General features: G+C 72.0%; 18 protein-coding genes. 8 read left to right on the plus strand and 10 right to left on the minus strand.

Features of this window, described 5'->3' with window-relative positions:
* On the plus strand, window positions 1-1,193 hold a 1,193-nt coding region (locus tag LOY02_RS00005; RefSeq protein ID WP_317180252.1), incomplete at its 5' end, for a citrate/2-methylcitrate synthase.
* Between the two features lie 131 nt (window positions 1,194-1,324).
* Here LOY02_RS00005 and LOY02_RS00010 read toward each other — a convergent pair.
* Window positions 1,325-1,972 (minus strand): TrmH family RNA methyltransferase, encoded by a 648-nt coding sequence (locus LOY02_RS00010; protein ID WP_317180253.1) that lies wholly within the window; start codon window positions 1,970-1,972, stop codon window positions 1,325-1,327.
* 77 nt (window positions 1,973-2,049) lie between these two features.
* On the opposite strand from LOY02_RS00010, the gene LOY02_RS00015 reads away from it, so the two are divergent.
* Window positions 2,050-2,784: a DedA family protein gene (locus LOY02_RS00015; protein WP_317180254.1), complete on the plus strand. Its 735-nt coding sequence runs from the start codon at window positions 2,050-2,052 to the stop codon at window positions 2,782-2,784.
* Window positions 2,785-2,826: 42 nt separating this feature from the next.
* Here LOY02_RS00015 and LOY02_RS00020 read toward each other — a convergent pair whose 3' ends face one another.
* The 3 genes from LOY02_RS00020 to LOY02_RS00030 are packed head-to-tail and all read right to left on the minus strand — an operon-like array spanning window position 2,827 to window position 5,624.
* Window positions 2,827-3,744, minus strand: coding sequence for a S1C family serine protease (locus tag LOY02_RS00020; protein WP_317180330.1), 918 nt, complete (start codon window positions 3,742-3,744; stop codon window positions 2,827-2,829).
* 56 nt (window positions 3,745-3,800) lie between these two features.
* Window positions 3,801-4,856 (minus strand): hypothetical protein, encoded by a 1,056-nt coding sequence (locus tag LOY02_RS00025; protein ID WP_317180255.1) that lies wholly within the window; start codon window positions 4,854-4,856, stop codon window positions 3,801-3,803.
* A gap of 30 nt (window positions 4,857-4,886) precedes the next feature.
* Window positions 4,887-5,624 (minus strand): LemA family protein, encoded by a 738-nt coding sequence (locus LOY02_RS00030; protein ID WP_317180256.1) that lies wholly within the window; start codon window positions 5,622-5,624, stop codon window positions 4,887-4,889.
* A 100-nt stretch (window positions 5,625-5,724) separates the two neighbouring features.
* On the opposite strand from LOY02_RS00030, the gene LOY02_RS00035 reads away from it, so the two are divergent.
* Window positions 5,725-6,030 carry a DUF1905 domain-containing protein gene (locus tag LOY02_RS00035; protein ID WP_317180257.1) on the plus strand — a complete coding sequence of 102 codons (306 nt, stop codon included), beginning with the start codon at window positions 5,725-5,727 and terminating at the stop codon, window positions 6,028-6,030.
* Window positions 6,027-6,692 carry a hypothetical protein gene (locus tag LOY02_RS00040; protein WP_317180258.1) on the plus strand — a complete coding sequence of 222 codons (666 nt, stop codon included), beginning with the start codon at window positions 6,027-6,029 and terminating at the stop codon, window positions 6,690-6,692. Before LOY02_RS00035 ends, LOY02_RS00040 begins: the two co-directional genes overlap by 4 nt.
* On the opposite strand, the gene pyrE is transcribed toward LOY02_RS00040, so the two are convergent.
* The 3 genes from pyrE to LOY02_RS00055 are packed head-to-tail and all read right to left on the minus strand — an operon-like array spanning window position 6,666 to window position 8,927.
* Window positions 6,666-7,235 carry an orotate phosphoribosyltransferase gene (gene pyrE, locus LOY02_RS00045; RefSeq protein WP_317180259.1) on the minus strand — a complete coding sequence of 190 codons (570 nt, stop codon included), beginning with the start codon at window positions 7,233-7,235 and terminating at the stop codon, window positions 6,666-6,668. The two genes, LOY02_RS00040 and pyrE, sit on opposite strands and share 27 nt — an antisense overlap.
* Window positions 7,236-7,289: 54 nt before the next feature.
* Window positions 7,290-8,069, minus strand: coding sequence for an SDR family NAD(P)-dependent oxidoreductase (locus tag LOY02_RS00050; RefSeq protein WP_317180260.1), 780 nt, complete (start codon window positions 8,067-8,069; stop codon window positions 7,290-7,292).
* A 27-nt stretch (window positions 8,070-8,096) separates the two neighbouring features.
* Entirely contained in the window at window positions 8,097-8,927 is an 831-nt protein-coding gene (locus LOY02_RS00055; RefSeq protein ID WP_317180261.1) for an alpha/beta fold hydrolase, read from the minus strand.
* 64 nt (window positions 8,928-8,991) lie between these two features.
* Here LOY02_RS00055 and LOY02_RS00060 point away from each other — a divergent pair, with 64 nt between their 5' ends.
* Window positions 8,992-9,783: an exodeoxyribonuclease III gene (locus LOY02_RS00060; protein WP_317180262.1), complete on the plus strand. Its 792-nt coding sequence runs from the start codon at window positions 8,992-8,994 to the stop codon at window positions 9,781-9,783.
* 3 nt (window positions 9,784-9,786) lie between these two features.
* Window positions 9,787-10,644: an alpha/beta fold hydrolase gene (locus tag LOY02_RS00065; RefSeq protein ID WP_317180263.1), complete on the plus strand. Its 858-nt coding sequence runs from the start codon at window positions 9,787-9,789 to the stop codon at window positions 10,642-10,644.
* Window positions 10,645-10,768: 124 nt separating this feature from the next.
* Here LOY02_RS00065 and LOY02_RS00070 read toward each other — a convergent pair whose 3' ends face one another.
* Together LOY02_RS00070 and LOY02_RS00075 are read right to left on the minus strand one after the other, a co-directional pair.
* Window positions 10,769-12,565: an MFS transporter gene (locus LOY02_RS00070; RefSeq protein ID WP_410505891.1), complete on the minus strand. Its 1,797-nt coding sequence runs from the start codon at window positions 12,563-12,565 to the stop codon at window positions 10,769-10,771.
* Between the two features lie 8 nt (window positions 12,566-12,573).
* Entirely contained in the window at window positions 12,574-13,281 is a 708-nt protein-coding gene (locus tag LOY02_RS00075) for an LppX_LprAFG lipoprotein (RefSeq protein ID WP_317180265.1), read from the minus strand.
* Window positions 13,282-13,399: 118 nt separating this feature from the next.
* On the opposite strand from LOY02_RS00075, the gene LOY02_RS00080 reads away from it, so the two are divergent.
* Both LOY02_RS00080 and LOY02_RS00085 read left to right on the plus strand, forming a co-directional pair.
* Window positions 13,400-13,981, plus strand: coding sequence for a hypothetical protein (locus LOY02_RS00080; RefSeq protein ID WP_317180266.1), 582 nt, complete (start codon window positions 13,400-13,402; stop codon window positions 13,979-13,981).
* A gap of 6 nt (window positions 13,982-13,987) precedes the next feature.
* The gene (locus LOY02_RS00085) at window positions 13,988-14,596 is read left to right on the plus strand and encodes an HAD family hydrolase (RefSeq protein WP_317180267.1); all 609 of its coding nucleotides are present in this window, start codon (window positions 13,988-13,990) and stop codon (window positions 14,594-14,596) included.
* A gap of 102 nt (window positions 14,597-14,698) precedes the next feature.
* On the opposite strand, the gene clpB is transcribed toward LOY02_RS00085, so the two are convergent.
* Entirely contained in the window at window positions 14,699-17,260 is a 2,562-nt protein-coding gene (gene clpB / locus LOY02_RS00090; RefSeq protein WP_317180268.1) for an ATP-dependent chaperone ClpB, read from the minus strand.
* Window positions 17,261-17,319 lie beyond the last annotated feature (59 nt).

Raw genomic sequence — 17,319 nt, forward strand, 5'->3', positions numbered from 1 at the left:
GGTGGATCACGACGAGCGAAGCCGCCCAGCGCCTCGGCGTGAAGCGGGCGACTCTCTACGCGTACGTCAGCAGGGGGCTGATCCGGAGCGTCCGACGACCGGGCCAGCAGGAGAGCCTCTTCGCACGCGCCGAGGTGGATGCCCTCGCATCGACGACCCGCCCATCGGGCGGTGCGCAGCCACTGCTCCGGTTCCGGGGTGTCGCGACGGCAGTGACCAGCCATGCCGGCGGCGAGCTCTCCTATCGCGGCGTCGCCCTCGCGCAGCTCGTGAGTGACGCCCGCTTCGCGACGGCGGCGGCACTCGTGCTCGGCTGCTCGCCCGCCGACCTCGAGGGCCCACGGCTCGGCCCCCCGTCGCTCGGGCCCGTACTCCGGGCCCTCCCGATCGAGCGCCGGCTGCCGGTCGCCATGCAACTGCTCGCCGCAGGCAACCCCCTTGCGGTCGACGTGCGTCCGGCGACCGTCAGGCGCACTGCCGCGCTCTCGGTCCTCGAGGCCGTCCTCGCCCTCGACGAGGGATCATCGGTGGCGGCAGAGGGCGCCTCGTCGCCGACGGCAGACCGCAGGGCGGACCTCGACGACCTCCCGGTCCTCGTGCTGCGCGCCCTGCGCGGCGGGCCGACGCCCCGCGCCGACACCGACATCGTCCGGGTCCTTCTCATCTCGCTCCTCGACCACGGGCTCACCGCGTCCACCGTCGCCGCGCGGGTGGCCGCGTCGACCCGAGCCGGCGTGCACGACTGCCTCTGCGCCGCGTATGCCGCGATGGCCGGGCCCCTGCACGGTGCCGCCCCGATCGCTGCCCGGGCACTGCTGGACGACCCTGCGCCGGCCTCGGACGCGGTGGCCGCTGCACTGCGCAGGCACGGGGACGTCCCCGGTTTCGGCCACTTCCTCTACCCCTCCGGGGATCCCCGGGCCGAGATCGTGCTCGACGCCGTGTGGCGTCGCCGGGGAACGGGTCGCCTCCGCCGCCGGTTCGAGGCGCTCGCCGACGTGGTCGAGAGCCACTCGGGGGCCCGGCCCAACATCGACCTCGCCAGCGCCGTCGCCCTCAGCGCGCTCCGTCTGCCTGCCGAAGCCGGGGAGGTCGTCTTCCAGGTGGCGCGTTCCTTCGGTGTCGTGGCCCACGTGCTCGAGGAGTACGCCGAGACCCCGCTGCGCTGGCGCGGCCAGGAGTCCAGCGGCTGAGCCGGCAACGACCACCGCCCTGTCCCGTCGCCAGGCAGAGGGACGGCCCGGATCGCCTGAGAGCTCACCACCCCGAAACCGCACCAGCGACGGGGAGCGAGCCCAGCGGCATACGGCATCAGCCGTGACCGTCAGGGCACCTGCCCGAAGACGTGGCGACGCACCCACGCGTGCATCGCGATGGCGGCGGCCGCGCCTGCGTTGATCGAGCGAGTCGACCCGAACTGCTCGATGTGCAGCACGACGTCGCACTCCGCGCGCATCCCCGCCGACAGGCCGGGACCCTCCTGGCCGAAGACGAGCACGCACCGGCGTGGCAGGTCATAGGTCTCGATCGGCAGGGATCCGGGCAGGTTGTCGACCCCGACGATGGCCAGTTCCTCCCCGCGCGCCCAGGCGGCGAGCGACCCGGGGTCAGGATGGTGGTGCTCGTGCTGGTAGCGGTCGGTCACCATCGCACCGCGCCGGTTCCAGCGGCGCCGACCGACGATGTGGAAAGCCTTGGCGTTCATCGCGTTGGCCGTGCGGATGACCGAGCCGATGTTGAAGTCGTGACCCCAGTTCTCGACAGCGACGTGGAAGTCGTGGCGCCGAGTGTCGAGATCGGCCACGATCGCCTCCAGCCGCCAGTAGCGGTAGGCGTCGACGACGTTGCGGCGGTCCCCGTGCTCGAGCAGCTCCGGGTCCCAGTGGTCGCCCGACGGCCACGCCCCCTCCCACGGGCCCACGCCGACGCCCCCCGCGCCGAGGTCGCGGCCGCCCTGCTCGTCCTTCGTCACGGCGTCAGGCTAGTGGGCGCTCCCGGCCCGGCCCGCCCGATTCTGCCGGGGCGCCCCCGGCCCTTACCCTTGACCGCATGCATGCCGTCGCCGCGCTGGGCCCAGACTGGATGGACCCCGCCTACCTGCTCGCCCAGTACGGCGAGGCCTTCTTCTGGATCTCCCTCGCGATCGTCTTCGTCGAGTGCGGCCTGCTGTTCCCCATCCTGCCGGGCGACTCCCTCCTCTTCGCCGTGGGCCTGTTCATCGCGACGGGCCAGGTCGACATCAACCTCGGGGTCGCCATCGTCGCCCTGTGCATCGCCGCGTTCGCCGGCAACGTCACCGGCTACGAGATCGGCCGGGCGATCGGCACGCCGCTCTACGAGCGCGACGGGCGCATCCTCAAGAAGAAGTACTTCGACCAGACGACCGCCTTCTTCGACAAGCACGGCAACAAGGCCCTCGTCATCGGCCGCTTCGTTCCGATCGTGCGCACCTTCATCACCGTGGTCGCCGGAGTGAGCCGGATGGACCGGCGGCGCTTCTTCACGTGGAGCGCGGTCGGTGCGGTGCTGTGGGCCGCGGGGCTGACCCTCGTCGGCTACTTCCTCGGCAGGTCGTTCCCGGGCCTGCAGGACAAGCTCGAGATCGCGATCCTGCTCATCATCGGGGTGTCGGTGCTGCCGATGGTCTTCGAGTACCTCAAGCACCGCCGCGAGACGACCGCCATCGTGCACGAGATCGGCGAGGCCGCGGAGGACATCATCGAGGAGATCACCGACGGCGACGACCGGGACCACGCCGGGCGTGACCGGGGGACCGGCCGCTGAGCCCACCCGCCGCTGGAGGGGCTGCGGTCGGGGAGACTGCCGTCAGTCGATGAGCTCCGCGGGCTGCGTCACGACGTCGACCATCGCGCCGTTGCGGAGCACCGTGACCTCGGTGCGCCGCCCGATCGCGTCCTCGAACATCAGCCGCTGGAGCGACTGGGCGTCGGTGACCGGAGTGCCGTCGACCGCGACGATGAGATCGCCCGGCCGGATGCCGCTCGCCGCGGCCGGGCTGCCGGAGACGACCTCGGCCACCCGGAGGGCCTGACGCCGCCCGGTCCGCTCGACCGACGCCTCGTCGAGTGGGGTGGGCACGCTGACGAGGCCGAGGTAGGCCCGGCGCACCCGACCGTCCTCTCGCAGGGCCCGGAGGATGCGGCGCGTCGTCGCGTTGACCGGCACCGCGAGGCCCACGCCGATTCCCGCGACCGCGGTGTTGATCCCGACGACGCGGCCCCGGGCGTCCGCGAGCGCCCCGCCGGAGTTGCCGGGGTTGAGCGCGGCATCGGTCTGGATGACGTCCTCGATGAGCCGGCTCGCGGTGCGGCCGCGGGCGGGCAGGGACCGGCCGAGCGCACTGACCACTCCTGCGGTGACGCTGCCCTCGAGACCGAGAGGGTTGCCCACGGCGACGACGAGCGAGCCGACGAGGAGCCGATCTGCGTCGCCGAACTCCGGCGCGACCGGGACGTCGACGCCGGTCCGGATGATCGCGAGGTCGGACAGCGGGTCGCGGCCCACCACGGCGAAGGGACCGGCCGTGCCGTCCCCGAAGGCGACCTCGCCCCGGCTCGCCTCCCCGACGACGTGGGCGTTGGTGATCAGGTGCCCCTCGTCGCTGAGAACGACTGCGGACCCGGCTCCACGGCGTGTGCGCACCGACGCGACGCGCGGGGTCAGGTGCGCGGCCACGCTCGTGACGATGCTGGAGTAGGCGTCCAGGGCCTCGTCATCGGTCATTCCCGTGAAACGGGACACGGTGGGATGCGATTCCCGCGACGGTCACCTGCGGACGATCACCAGTCGAGGGCGCCCTTGAAGCGGGTCCGGAGGTCGTCGGTGAGCTGGCGGTTGCGACCAGAGGCGATGGTGTGCAGCCAGATCTCGGACCACTCGTCCTCCTGTCCCCGCGTGAAGGCGAGGAGGCGCCCGTCTCGGGAGAAGACCGGGCCCGAGTCGCCCAGTCCGGGCTCCGCAGCGCTCGGGCCGGGCACGAGGTCGAGTGAACCCGTGGCCACGGAGAGGACCCCGACGCGGCTCGGGGACCCGTCGGTCCAGGTCGACACCGCGATGCGGTCGCCGCTGGGGGACCAGTCGGGCGTCGCGGCGCGGGTCACCGCCGGGGTGACGAAGGTGAGGCCCGCTCGGGGAACGGGCGTGCCGGACGAGCGGGCCATGCCGACCGCTGCCGCGGGGATGACCGCGATGGAGTACCGCGGGCTGGACCCGCCCTCCTCCGCGTAGCCCAGGGCGAGCCCGGCGCTGTGGTGCCAGGACAGGCTCCCGATGGTGCCGCCCACGCCGACATCGGTGATCCGGCTGACCGAGCGCGTGGCGGTGTCGACGCAGAAGACGTCTGCCCGGGCGGCGTCCGTCCCGGCGTCGACGACGTCGAGGAAGAGGATCGTCCCGGCGTCGAGCCACTCCGGGCTGTGCCCGGGCACGAGGTCCTGGATCACGGACCCACTGGCGCGGTCGATCACGACGATCCGCACGGGGTCGCCACTGTCGGTCCCGGTGTGGATCGCGAGCGAGGTGCGCGACGGCGACCAGGCCGGGTCGCGGTCGCTCTTCATCATCGGCAGGGAGCGGTCGTCGGTGATCCGCCGGACCGCACCGGTGAGGACCGACACCGTGAAGATGTCCTCCTGCGTGGTGGTCTCCCCGTCGACCGGCCCGCCGATGGGGATGGCATAGGAGAAGTAGGCGATCTCGCGGAAGAACCACGGCGGAACCTTCGGTGGCATCCCCGGGGGGCGCCTCACCTGGAGGTTCACTGGCGGCTTGAACCGGTCGAGTGGGATCCGGCTCGCGAGCTCGTCGATGCCCGGAACGGTGAATCGCCTTGCCATGACAGGCAGCCCCTTGGCCCGGGCGATGGATCAGTCGTTCGACGTGTGGCGGTCCACCGTCGGGTCAGGGGCCTGAGCCTGCGGGAGCCCGCTGGCGCTCTGGCTCTGGCCCGGCTGCGTCGTCGGCCCGGTCACCGAGCCCGGCTGGGTCGACGGTCCGCCGACGACGGGAGGTGTCGGGGCGTTTCCGAAGGTCCCCGGGGCCTGGTTGCCGAAGCTGACGTTGGGCACCTGGGCCTCGACCGCGGACGTCTCGAAGTACTCGGCGCGCTTGATGCCGGCCATGTTGGCGATGACGTTCGTCGGCAGCGACTCGACCTTCGTGTTGAGGTCCCGCACGAGCGCGTTGTAGTAGCGCCGCGAGCTGGCGATACGGTCCTCGGTGCTCGTCAGCTCGGTCTGCAGCGCCTGGAAGTTCTGGTTGGCCTTGAGGTCCGGGTAGGCCTCGCTCACGGCGATGAGCCGGCCGAGCGCCTGGCTCAGCATCCCCTCGGACTGGGCCGCCTGGGCCGGCGACTGGCCGCCCGCCATCGCGGCCGAGCGGGCCTGCATGACCTCCTCGAGCGTGCCGCGCTCATGTGTCGCGTAGCCCTTGACCGTCTCCACGAGGTTGGGGATGAGGTCGTGCCGGCGCTTGAGCTCGACGTCGATCTGGCGCCACCCCTCCTCCACCTTGTTGCGCAGGGCGATGAGGCCGTTGTATGCCGTGACACCCCAGATGGCGAGGATGACGACGAGTCCGAGCAGGATCCAGACGACGGTGGGCATGAGCGCTCCCCTGGTCAGTGGTCAGTGGTTCGATCCTAGTCCGGCCGGGCCGATGCAACGGGACCGAGGGCCTGTCGGTGCCCGGCCCTAGCCTCAGGCCATGGAGTCGTGCCGGTTCACCGCTGAGCTGTGGCGCTGGAAGGCGCAGGACGGCTGGTTCTTCGTGACCCTCCCCGAGGAGGCGTCGACGCTCGTCCGGGAGCGGCCGCGCCCGCCGCGGGGCTTCGGCTCGGTCCGCGTCCGGGTCCACGTCGAGGGTCCCGGTCCCGCGACCGTCTGGGACACGTCGGTCTTCCCGGACTCGGGGAGCGGCAGCTACGTGCTGCCCGTGAAGAGGAAGGTTCGGACCGCGCACGACCTCGAGGCGGGTGACCCGGTGGAGATCCGCCTGGAGGTGCTCGAGTGACCGCGGGCTCGGGGACGCGCGGTCCCGCTCGCAACCGGGTCAGCCCGCTCGGTGAGGTCATCGCCGCCCCAGGGCGAGGCGCGTGGATGGGCAACCGCGGCCGTCTCCACGAGGGACGGGACACGCGCGAGGTCGTGCGCAACCACCAGACCCGGGCGTGGATCACCTGCCGGCTGACGTTCCGGGATCGGCGCGCCGCCCAGTGGGAGCCGGGCCACTACACGCCGCTCTTCTTCCTCGACGAGGCGGTTGCCCTCGCCGCCGGTCACCGGCCCTGCGCCGAGTGCCGTCGCCCGGACTACACGCGGTTCCGCGGCCTCGTCGCCGCAGGCCTCGGCACCCCTCGCCTGCTCGCACCCGAGCTCGACCGGCTGCTCCACGAGGAGCGCTGGGACAGGCGCCACCGCACCCGGCGGCTGCACACCGCACGGTGGCAGGACCTGCCGGAGGGCAGCTTCGTGCTCGTCGATGCCGGGCCGGCCCTGGTGCGGACCGACCACCTCACGGTGTGGCGGCCGGACAACAGCTATGGCGAGCAGGTGTCCCGGCCCCGGTCCGGGACGGCGACCCTCGTGACTCCTCCGTCCACGGTGGAGGCACTGCGTCGGGGCTACCCGGTCCAGCTCGGCGACTCGTCAGGCCAGGCCGAGGTCCTCGAGTGAGTACGCGAAGCGGTAGTCGACCCCGGCCTCGCGGCGGATCCGCTCCCCCGCGCCCGTCGCACGGTCCGCGATCGTCGCCACGGCGACCGGTGTGGCTCCCGCGTCGCGCACCGCCTGGACGGCCTCGAGCGGCGAGTTGCCCGTCGTCGTCGTGTCCTCGACGACGAGCACGTTGCGGCCGTGGATCGACGGGCCCTCGATGCGCTGCTGGAGGCCGTGCGCCTTGCCCGCCTTGCGCACGACGAAGGCGTCGAGCCGCTCCCCCGCTGCCGCCGCGGCATGCAGCATCGCGGTGGCCACCGGGTCCGCACCGAGGGTGAGCCCGCCGACCGCGTCGTAGTCGAGGTCGCTGGCCAGGTCTCGCATGACGATCCCGACGAGCGGGGCCGCCTCCCCGTCGAGCGAGATCCGCCTCAGGTCGACGTAGTAGTCGGCCTCCCGGCCCGAGCTGAGCGTGACGCGCCCGTGGACGATGGCGCGCTCCCTGATGAGCTCGAGCAGTCGGGTGCGGGCGGTGGCGACGTCGGTCCGGGGCTGGGTCACAAGGCGTCATCGTATGCCGCTGGGCTCGCTCCCGGCGCCACGGTCCCGCCGCTCCTACCGACGTCGGCTGCGGCGGCGTGAGATCTGCCCTGCCTTGCGGATGAGCGGGCGCGGTGTGATGTCGAGCAGCCCGACGATCGCCTTGTACTGCAGGCCCGGCACGGAGACGACCCTGCCCTTGTCGACGTCGCGCAGGCAGTCCGCGACGAGGTCGGCGGGGTCGAGCCACATGAAGTCAGGTCCCCGCTTGGACAGCCCCGCCCGCTCCTGGATCTCGGTGTGGGTGAAACCCGGGCAGAGCGCAGTCACGGTGACACCGGAGCCCTCCAGCTCCGCCGCGAGGCCTTCGCTGAACGCCGTCACCCAGGCCTTGGCGGCCGAGTAGGACCCCGACGCGAGGAAGCCTGCCACGGACGAGACATTGATGATCCTGCCCCTGCCCCGCCCGCGCATGGCCCGGCCCGCGGCGTGGGAGAGGACGAGCACAGCTCGGACGAACACGTCGAGGGCCGCCTCCTCGTCTGCGACCTCGTTGCGCAGGAAGCTGCGGCGCAGCGCGAAGCCGGCGTTGTTCACGAGCACGTCGACGGGACGGTCTGCGTCGCCCAGCCGGTCCGCGACCGCCTGGAGAGCCAGCCGGTCGGAGAGGTCGGCGACGAGGACCTCGGACTCAGCGGCATACGTCGTCCTGAGCTCGGCAGCCACACCCTCGAGCCGCGCCCGGTCGCGCGCGACGAGGACGAGGTCGTGCCCCCGCTGGGCGAGCTGGGTGGCGAACTCACGGCCGATGCCGGCAGTGGCGCCGGTGACGAGCGCGACGGGGCGGGAGGTCATGAGGCTCACCCTAGGCGTGGCGCGGCGTCAGCCGGTGCTCTCCACCCGGCGGACGATCGCCGCCGCGCACTCGTCGGGGCGCGTCTCCGGCAACCAGTGCGTGGCGTCGAGCTCGACGAACTCGTAGGGGCCGGTCACGTGGTCCCTGGTCAGCTCTGCCGCGCGCCGCCCCAGGGCCGCGTCCCGCGAACCCCAGACGTAGGTGGCGGGCACCGTGACGCGGCGGGCCCGGACGTGTGAGGACCGCGTCGCGCGGTACCAGCTGATCGGCCCACGGAGCGCCGCGGGTGTCGCCAGGCGAGCGGCGTAGCGCTCGGCGTCCTCGAGCGGCAGGCCGGTCCCCACCATGAGGGAGCGGAACCCGGCCGCGACGACCCGCTCCGGGAGCGCGGGGACCTGGAAGAGGGCCATGTACCACGACCGGCGCAGCTGGCCCGGCGTCTTGAGGGCCCGCGACAGCGCCGCGGGGTGAGGCGTCGACAGCACCGTCACGGAGGCGACGCGGTGCGGGTGGTTGCCGGCGGTGAGCCAGGAGATGGCGCCTCCCCAGTCGTGCCCCACGAGGTGGACCTTCTCGTGCCCGGTGGCGTCGATGAGGGCGATGACGTCGCCCACGAGGTGCTCGAGCCGGTAGGCCGCCGTGCCCGGAGGGGTGGCCCCGCGGCTGTACCCCCGCTGGTCGGGCGCATAGGTCCGCATCCCAGCAGCATGGAGCCGCTCGCTGATGGGGTCCCAGCTCGTCCGGTCCGCGGGGAAGCCGTGGAGGAGGACCACCGGCGTGCCGTCCGCCGGGCCCCCGTCCGTGACGTCGAAGACGAGGCCGAGGTGGTGGACGGTCGTGAGCCGGTCGTTGAGCATGCTCCATGATCCCTGACACACGGGCCGGGGCGACCCGGGGCACCTCTGGTTAGGGTGGGGAACCGTGCGTATCGCCACCTGGAACGTCAACTCCATTCGCTCCCGGATCGACCGAGTAGCCGACTGGCTGGCCCGTTCCGACGTCGACGTGCTCGCCATGCAGGAGACCAAGGCACGCGAGGACCAGTTCCCCCACGACCGGTTCCGGGAACTCGGCTACGAGGTGGCCCACCACGGGCTGTCCCAGTGGAACGGCGTCGCCGTCGTGTCGCGCGTGGGAATCGAGGACGTGCAGGTCGGCTTCGACGGCATGCCCGGCTGGGGCGACCCCGTCGCCGCGGAGGCGCGAGCTATCGGCGCCACCTGTCGCGGCGTCCGCGTCTGGTCGCTCTACATCCCCAACGGCCGAACGCTCGAGGACCCCCACCTGCTCTACAAGATCGACTGGCTGCACGCCCTCGCCGACGCCGGGCGGGCCTGGCTGGCCGACGACCCGACTGCGCAGATCGCGCTGCTCGGTGACTGGAACATCGCGCCGCGAGACGAGGACGTGTGGAGCGTGGCGTACTACGAGGGACGCACCCACACCTCGCCGCAGGAAAGGGCCGCCTTCCAGGATGTCGTCGACGCGGGGTACTCCGACGTGGTCCGCCCCCATGCGCCCGGTCCCGGCGTCTACACGTACTGGGACTACACACAGCTGCGCTTCCAGAAGGGCCGCGGGATGCGGATCGACTTCGCGCTCTGCTCCCCGGCGCTGGCGGCCCGGGTCACCGGGGCCGCCATCGACCGCGAGGCCCGCAAGGGCAAGGGCGCGAGCGACCACGCGCCCGTCGTCGTCGAGATCGAGGACTGACCGGTGCGTCACGAGAGCCGCCGAATCACCACACCTGACGGCGTCGTCCTCGCCGTCTACGTGCACACGCCGGTCGGCGCCGGCCCGGAGACCCCCACGCTGGTGCTCGCACACGGCTGGACGCTGAGTCACCGCACGTGGACCCCCGTCGTCGAGGCGCTGGCCGACGATCCCGTGCGCATCGTCAGCTGGGACCAACGCGGGCACGGTGGCTCTCGGAAAGCCTTGGTGCGCAAAGAGGCCCGCACGATCTCGATCGACCACCTCGGACGTGACCTCGCGACCGTGGTCGACACCGTCGTCCCCGCCGAGTCGCCGCTCGTGCTCGGCGGGCACTCCATGGGCGGGATGACCGTCCTGTCGTATGCCGCCCAGTTCCCTTCCGTGGTCAAGGCACGCGTCCGCGGGGTTGCCCTCGTGTCCACCGCATCCCACGCGATCCCGATGGGCGCTCGCCCGGGTGAGACCCGCCTCATGCGGCTCCTCGCCCGCGGTCTTCCCGTCATCGGCGGCCCGGTGATCCGCCCGCGCTCCCAGCGGGCCTTCCTCTTCGGCGACGTCGCCGACCCGCGACATGTGAAGGACACGGTCTGGCAGGTGGCGCACACGCCGTTGACCACGATCGGCGCGTTCTACGGCGCGATCTCGCGGCTGGACGTCCGCACTGCGTTCGCCGCGCTCGAGGACGTCCCGGTGACCGTTCTCGTCGGCAGTCGCGACAAGCTGACGCCCCCTGCACTCTCGCACGCCATCGGCGAGGGGCTGCCCCACGCGACGCTCAAGGAGATCCCGGGCGCGGGGCACATGCTGACCTACGAGGCGACGGACACCGTGGTCGACGCCATCCGCAGCCTCCTCTGACGCTGCTGGATCCCGCCGCCGCCCCTCGGATCTGCCGCCCCGCCCCCACCCCAACCGATCAGGTTGTCGTCTGCGGGTCGAGGAGTGTGCACCTCTGGTCTGGCAGGGTCCAGGTCTGTGCGTGTCAGAGTCCGACGAACCGCGGCTCGTCGGGAACGTCGATCGCCACGCGACGACTGCCGAGGGTGAAGGCCACGAGGCCGCCGAGGAGCGCGGCAACCGCACCGCCGAGGAAGACAGTCTGGACCTGGACCACGCCGGCGGCCACAAGGGCCTCGGTGTCGAAAGGGTCCGGCAGCTGGCGAACCGCCTCGAAGTACCGGGTGAGCCCGATCGACGTGAGCAGCGCGAGACCGACGACCATCCCGATCATCCGGGCGACGACGACCAACGAGCTCGCGACACCGTGGGCGTGGCCGGGTGAGTCGGCGAGCGCGGCGTTGTTGACCGGCGCCAGGGCGAGCCCCAGCCCGAAGCCCACGACGACGAGTGCGGCAGTCGCCGGGACGGTGTCCTCGATGGACTCGAGGGTCCACCGCGACATGACGAGCATCCCCGCTGCGGCGAGGAGGAGGCCGACCCCGGCCACGACCCCGTCGCCCAGTCGGTGCAACGACCACCCGCCGAGGAGGGCGCCGACCGGCACGGCGAGGAGGAACCGGACGAGGACGAGCGCCGCGCCGGTCTCGTCGTAGCTGTCGGTCAGCCGGGCCAGCACCGGGACGTCGACGACCACGGCGACGAGGGCGGCGCCGACGAGCAGGCTGACGAGCAACGACCGGAGTCCGCGTGCGCCCACGACGCGCCGTGGGATCAGCGGGTCGGCTGCGCGGCGATGCCACCACAGGAGGGCGACGAGTGCAGCACCGCCGAGCGGCAGCAGGGCATAGCCCCACGGCCCGACGACCTCTGTCTCGGGGTCGGACGACGCGAACGTGAGCACGAGGCTGCCGAGGGCGACCGCGACGAGCAGGGCGCCGAGGAGGTCGACGCGACGGAGCACGGCCCACCACCGGGGGCCGGTGACGACCGCGAGGAGGGCGAGCAGCCCCAACGCCGTGACCCCGATCGGCGTGAGCAGGAGCGAGTTTCCCACGAACGGCACGAACGGCAGGCCCAGCGTGACATCCGTGACGAGGGCGTCCGGGGCGGCGAGGGCCAGCCAGCCGAGGCCGAGCCCGAGCACGGCGAGCACCCACGCCAGCACTCGAGTGGCCCCACCCTCCACACCCGCCCTGTGCACAGCCGGGCCACTCGACCCCGCCCCCACTCGAGTGGCCCCACCCTCCACACCCGCCCTGTGCACAGCCGGGCCACTCGAGTGGGCGGGTTGCGGGAGGGCTGGGAGCGAGCGTGACCCGAGGACGTGCACAGCGGCATACAGGACAAGTCCGGCGACGACGTTGGCCCAGAAGATCGCCCGCCACCCCGACCAGGCGAGGATCACCGCACCGAGCACCGGGCCGAGGACCGACCCGAGCTCCTGGACGGCGCCCACGACGCCGAGCGGTGTGCCACGGCGATGCGGCGGCCACAGGTCCGCGACGAGGGCCAGCGTCGCCGGCACCAGTCCGCCGCCGCCGACACCCTGGAGGACCCGCCCGCCGACGAGGACGCCGAGATCCGTCGCCAGTGCCGTGACCGCCGAGCCGACGACGAAGACGACGAGGCAGCCGAGCAGCACGCGCCGCCGGTCGAGCAGGTCGGAGAGCCGTCCGATGAGCGGCAGCACGGCGATGTAGCCGAGGAGGAAGCCGGAGATGATCGGCGTCGCCCGCTGCAGGGCGTCGACGCCGATCCCGACCCCGGCCATCATGTCGGTGAGGGCGAGGACGACGACATAGGTGTCGGCCGCCGCGAGGGCGACACCGGCAGCGGCCGTCGCGAGCAGCGCGTGCCGGCGGGGGGCGGGCACCGTGATCAGCTCGCTCAGGGCTTCGTGATCGTGACGGGCGTGCCGTACTGGTCCAGGGTGAGCGTGTAGGTCGAGGTCGAGCCCGCGCCGAAGAAGGGTCCCGTGACCGCGACCTGTCGCAGCTCATCGTCGTCGGTGAGGCCGTAGGTCGCCTGGAAGGACCCGTTGCGGTCACCGATGAGGAAGAGGTCGACGACGTTCGGGCCGGGGATGGTGCCCTTGATCGTCGTCAGGACCTCGGCGCCGTTGCGGATCTTGTCGCCGGCAGCCGGGCTCTCGGTCGCCGTGAGGAGTGACGAGAGGCCGCGATCAGTCGAGAAGAGGGTGGCCGGGTCGGGGACACCGAAGGCCTTCGGGTCGATCTTGTTCATCCCCGGGATGAGCGGCAGCTTGGCCCACACCTCGCCCTCGACCGAGACGATCTCCACGTCGGCGGGGATCCCGGAGAAGGTCCCCTTGAGGGTGCCCTTGAAGGCGGGCGGGTGCGCACCCCAGCCCTCCCCAGACGTGACGCCGCTCGCGCCCTTGGGCACGTCGGAGCTGGCCAGCTCGAGGTGGACGGTCGGCGCCTCGTCAACCTTCGCCTTGGCGGCCGCGAGCCGCTGCGCCGGGGACGGCTCGGTCGGACCCGGAGTGCTGTCGTCATCGCTCGTGCACGCGGCCAGTCCCGTCGCACAGAGCGCGGAGAGGACGGCGGCGGCGAGCTTCACCGGGATTCGCATGGGCGTCAGGCTAACGGAGTCCTTTTGGTCGACCGTCGAGCAGCACGAGCGGACTGGGTAGGGCTAGGGTCGACAGCAGGCAGCACACGAGCGACCCGCTCGCGACGAAGGAGTTGACATGGTCCTGCTCGGCATCATCCTCTTGCTCCTCGGTGCCGGTCTCGGCGCAGCCGCCTTCCTCGGCGTGCGGGACGAGACGGGGACGGTCCAGCTCGAGGCTCTCGGGTTCAGCCGCGACTCGCAGCCCCTGGAGCTCGTGGGCATCGGCATCGGCGCCATGCTCCTCTTCGCCCTCGGCTGGGCCCTCGTCGCCGCGTCGGCGCGCCGTCGGGCCCGGGTCCGCCGCGACGAGCGCGAGGCCTCCCGCATCGCCGAGATCGAGCGGTCCGCCGAGTCCGACCGGCTCGAGCAGGAACGCCGCTTCGAGGAGGCCTCCCTGCGCGACGAGGACCTCCGGCGCCGCGAGAGCAACCTCGACACGTGGGCGCAGGAGCTCGACGCGAGAGAGCGAGAGGTCGCCCGACTCGAGGAGGCCTACCGCGAGAAGGTCAACCCGTCCGTCGCCGACGTCGTCGCCGGCCGGGCGGAGGGCAGCGTCACCGAGGGCACGGCGCACTGGTCGCACACGACACCGCGGGAGCGCGCCGACACCGATCCGCGCACGACCACCGACCGCACCGACGGCGACCCGACCACCTGACGGGCCGTGTCCCGACGAGTCACCGAGCACGCCGCCTACGTCTTCGACCTCGACGGCGTCGTCCGCGACTTCGCCCCCGGCGACCAGAACCCGGTCATCGAGGCGGCCCTGAGCCTCCCTCCGGGCACGGTCGCGGCCACCGCCTTCCGCCCCGACCTGCTCGAGCCGACGATCACCGGCCAGCAGACCTTCGACGAGTGGTATGCCGCCATCTGCCTCGCGATCGAGTCCGCCGTTCCCGAGCCGGACCGGGTCAAGGAGCACATGGAGAAGTGGCGGGCTCACCGCGGCTCCCCCATCGAGGAGACCGTCGAACGGCTGCGGACGCTGCGCGAGGACGGTCACCGCACCTACGTCTTCACCAACGGCACGGACTACATCCCGCAGGAGCTCGAGCTGCTCGGGCTGACACCCCTCTTCGACCGGGTGCTCAACAGTGCCGACCTCGGCATCGCCAAGCCCGATCCCGCTGCGTTCGCCGCCGCGCACAGGATCATCGAGAGCGACCTCGGCCGCCACGTCGGCCGCCACGACGTGTGGTTCACCGACGACCGACCTGACAACGTGGAGGCTGCCCGCCGGTTCGGTTGGGACGCAGAGCTGTTCACCCGGTGAGCCCAGCGACCCGGCGGGTCGGGGCGGCTGGGCCTCAGCCCAGCGGCATACGGGATGCCGTATGCCGCTGAGCTCGCTCCCCGTGAGAGGGGCACTCGGCGGTCAGCTGAGGACGAGCGCGTCCCCTGAGGGATCGACGCCGACGTGGACGGTCTGGCCGTCGCGGACCTCGCCCGCGAGCAGGGCCCGCGCGAGGCGGTCGCCGATCTCCCGCTGGACGAGGCGTCGCAACGGGCGTGCGCCATAGGCGGGGTCGTAGCCGCGCTCAGCCAGCCACGAGCGGGCGGCGTCCTTGACCTCCAACGTGATCCGCCGATCTGCCAAACGCGTCCCGAAAGAGCGCACCTGGAGGTCGACGATGTCGGCGAGCTCCGCCTGGGTCAGCGCGTCGAAGACGACGATCTCGTCGAGCCGGTTGAGGAACTCCGGCTTGAAGGCGGCGCGCACGATCCCGAGGACCTCCTCACGCTTCTGCTCCGGGCTGAGCAGCGGGTCGACGAGGTAGTGCGACCCGAGGTTCGAGGTCATCACGAGGATGACGTTGCGGAAGTCGACCGTCCGGCCCTGCCCGTCGGTGAGGCGCCCGTCGTCGAGCACCTGCAGGAGCACGTCGAAGGTCTCCGGGTGGGCCTTCTCGACCTCGTCGAGGAGGACGACCGAGTAGGGCCGGCGCCGGACCGCCTCGGTGAGCTGGCCGCCCTCTTCGTAGCCGACGTACCCCGGAGGCGCGCCGATGAGCCGGGCCACCGCATGCCGTTCGGAGTACTCCGACATGTCGATGCGGACCATGGCGCGCTCGTCGTCGAAGAGGAAGTCGGCCAGGCTCTTGGCGAGCTCGGTCTTGCCGACACCGGTCGGGCCGAGGAAGAGGAACGAACCCGTCGGCCGGTCGGGGTCGGACACGCCGGCCCGGGTGCGGCGCACGGCGTCGGACACCGCGCGCACGGCCTCGGTCTGGCCGATGAGCCGGGCCCCGATGTGCTGCTCCATGTGGAGCAGCTTCTCGGTCTCGCCCTCGAGGAGGCGCCCCGCAGGGATGCCGGTCCAGGCCGAGATGACGTCGGCGATGTCGTCCGCGCCGACCTCCTCCTTGACCATCGGCGCCTCCCCACCCGTGACGGCGGCCGCCTCACGCTCCTGGGCGGCGGCGAGCTCCTTCTCGAGCGTGGGGATGTCGCCGTAGAGGATCTTCGACGCGCCGGCGAGGTCGCCCTCGCGCTGGAGCCGGTCAGCCTGGGTGCGCAGGTCGTCGACTCGAGCCTTGAGCTCGCCGACCGCGTTGAGGCCGGACTTCTCCGCCTCCCACCGTGCGGTCAGCGCGGCGAGCTCCTCGGAGCGGTCGGCGAGGTCCTTGCGGAGGCGTTCGAGCCGCTCCCGCGACGCCTCGTCGTGCTCCTGCTCGAGCGCGAACTCCTCCATCTTGAGCCGGTCGACGGCGCGACGGAGCTCGTCGATCTCGACGGGCGAGCTGTCGATCTCCATGCGCAGGCGCGATGCCGCCTCGTCGACGAGGTCGATGGCCTTGTCGGGCAGCTTGCGCCCGGAGATGTAACGGTCGGACAGGGACGCGGCCGCGACGAGGGCGGCATCCGCGATGGTCACCTTGTGGTGTGCCTCGTAGCGCTCCTTGAGGCCGCGGAGGATGGCGATGGTGTCCTCGACCGAGGGCTCCCCGACGAAGACCTGCTGGAAGCGGCGCTCGAGGGCGGCGTCCTTCTCGATGTGCTTGCGGTACTCGTCGAGCGTCGTCGCGCCGACGAGTCGCAGCTCACCGCGGGCGAGCATCGGCTTGAGCATGTTGCCCGCGTCCATCGCCCCCTCGCCGCCGGCGCCCGCGCCGACGACGGTGTGGAGCTCGTCGATGAAGGTGACGATCTGTCCGTCGGACGCCTTGATCTCCTCGAGGACCGCCTTGAGCCGCTCCTCGAACTCGCCGCGGTACTTCGCGCCGGCGAGCATGGCACCGAGGTCGAGCGCGTAGAGCGTCTTGTCGCGCAGGCTCTCCGGGACGTCACCCTCGACGATCCGCTGGGCGAGCCCCTCGACGACGGCCGTCTTGCCGACGCCCGGCTCGCCGATGAGGACCGGGTTGTTCTTCGTGCGGCGGCTGAGCACCTGGACGACGCGACGGATCTCGGCGTCCCGGCCGATGACGGGGTCGAGCTTGCCCTCGCGGGCCTCGGCCGTCAGGTCGGTGCCGTACTTCGCGAGGGCCTCGTAGGTCCCCTCGGGGTTGTCGGACGTGACGTTGCGGCCGCCGCGCAGCTCCGGGATGGCCTGCTCGATCGCATCGGCGTCGAGCCCGAACTGGCCGCTCCGTGCGAGGGCGAGGAGCAGGTGGTCGGTGGAGACATAGGAGTCGCCCATCGCGGTCATGTACTGCTGCGCCTGCTGGACCGCGGCGAGCGCGGTGCGCGACAGCTGCGGCTGCTGGGCCCCGCCCGTGACCTGCGGCAGCGTCGCGATCGCCTTCTCGGCCGCGGACGTGGCGGCACCGACGGAGGACCCCGCTTTCTCGAGCAGTGCAGGAGTCGTCGTGCCGGCCTGGGCTGCCAACGCGAGCAGCAGGTGAGCCGGCTCGATGTTCGGGTTGTGCTTCGCCGCGGCGGTCGTCGCGGCTTGCGCGAAGGCCTCCTGAGCCTTGGTGGTCAGCTGCAGATCCATGCGTTCTCCTGGGCAGGACGGGGTTCATCGGTTCCAACCTCACCAAAGTTGAGTCTATT

Origin of the sequence: Intrasporangium sp. (assembly GCF_032907665.1) — a bacterium.
Taxonomy (GTDB): Bacteria; Actinomycetota; Actinomycetes; order Actinomycetales; family Dermatophilaceae; genus Intrasporangium.

What these genes read in the sequence shown, in the direction of transcription:
- LOY02_RS00015 (WP_317180254.1), top strand. Translation starts at nt 2,050, where the DNA reads ATGCATGCCGTCGCCGCGCTGGGCCCAGACTGGATGGACCCCGCCTAC.
- LOY02_RS00020 (WP_317180330.1), bottom strand. Translation starts at nt 3,744, where the DNA reads ATGACCGATGACGAGGCCCTGGACGCCTACTCCAGCATCGTCACGAGC.
- LOY02_RS00025 (WP_317180255.1), bottom strand. Translation starts at nt 4,856, where the DNA reads ATGGCAAGGCGATTCACCGTTCCGGGCATCGACGAGCTCGCGAGCCGG.
- LOY02_RS00030 (WP_317180256.1), bottom strand. Translation starts at nt 5,624, where the DNA reads ATGCCCACCGTCGTCTGGATCCTGCTCGGACTCGTCGTCATCCTCGCC.
- LOY02_RS00035 (WP_317180257.1), top strand. Translation starts at nt 5,725, where the DNA reads ATGGAGTCGTGCCGGTTCACCGCTGAGCTGTGGCGCTGGAAGGCGCAG.
- LOY02_RS00050 (WP_317180260.1), bottom strand. Translation starts at nt 8,069, where the DNA reads ATGACCTCCCGCCCCGTCGCGCTCGTCACCGGCGCCACTGCCGGCATC.
- LOY02_RS00055 (WP_317180261.1), bottom strand. Translation starts at nt 8,927, where the DNA reads ATGCTCAACGACCGGCTCACGACCGTCCACCACCTCGGCCTCGTCTTC.
- LOY02_RS00075 (WP_317180265.1), bottom strand. Translation starts at nt 13,281, where the DNA reads ATGCGAATCCCGGTGAAGCTCGCCGCCGCCGTCCTCTCCGCGCTCTGT.
- LOY02_RS00080 (WP_317180266.1), top strand. Translation starts at nt 13,400, where the DNA reads ATGGTCCTGCTCGGCATCATCCTCTTGCTCCTCGGTGCCGGTCTCGGC.
- clpB (WP_317180268.1), bottom strand. Translation starts at nt 17,260, where the DNA reads ATGGATCTGCAGCTGACCACCAAGGCTCAGGAGGCCTTCGCGCAAGCC.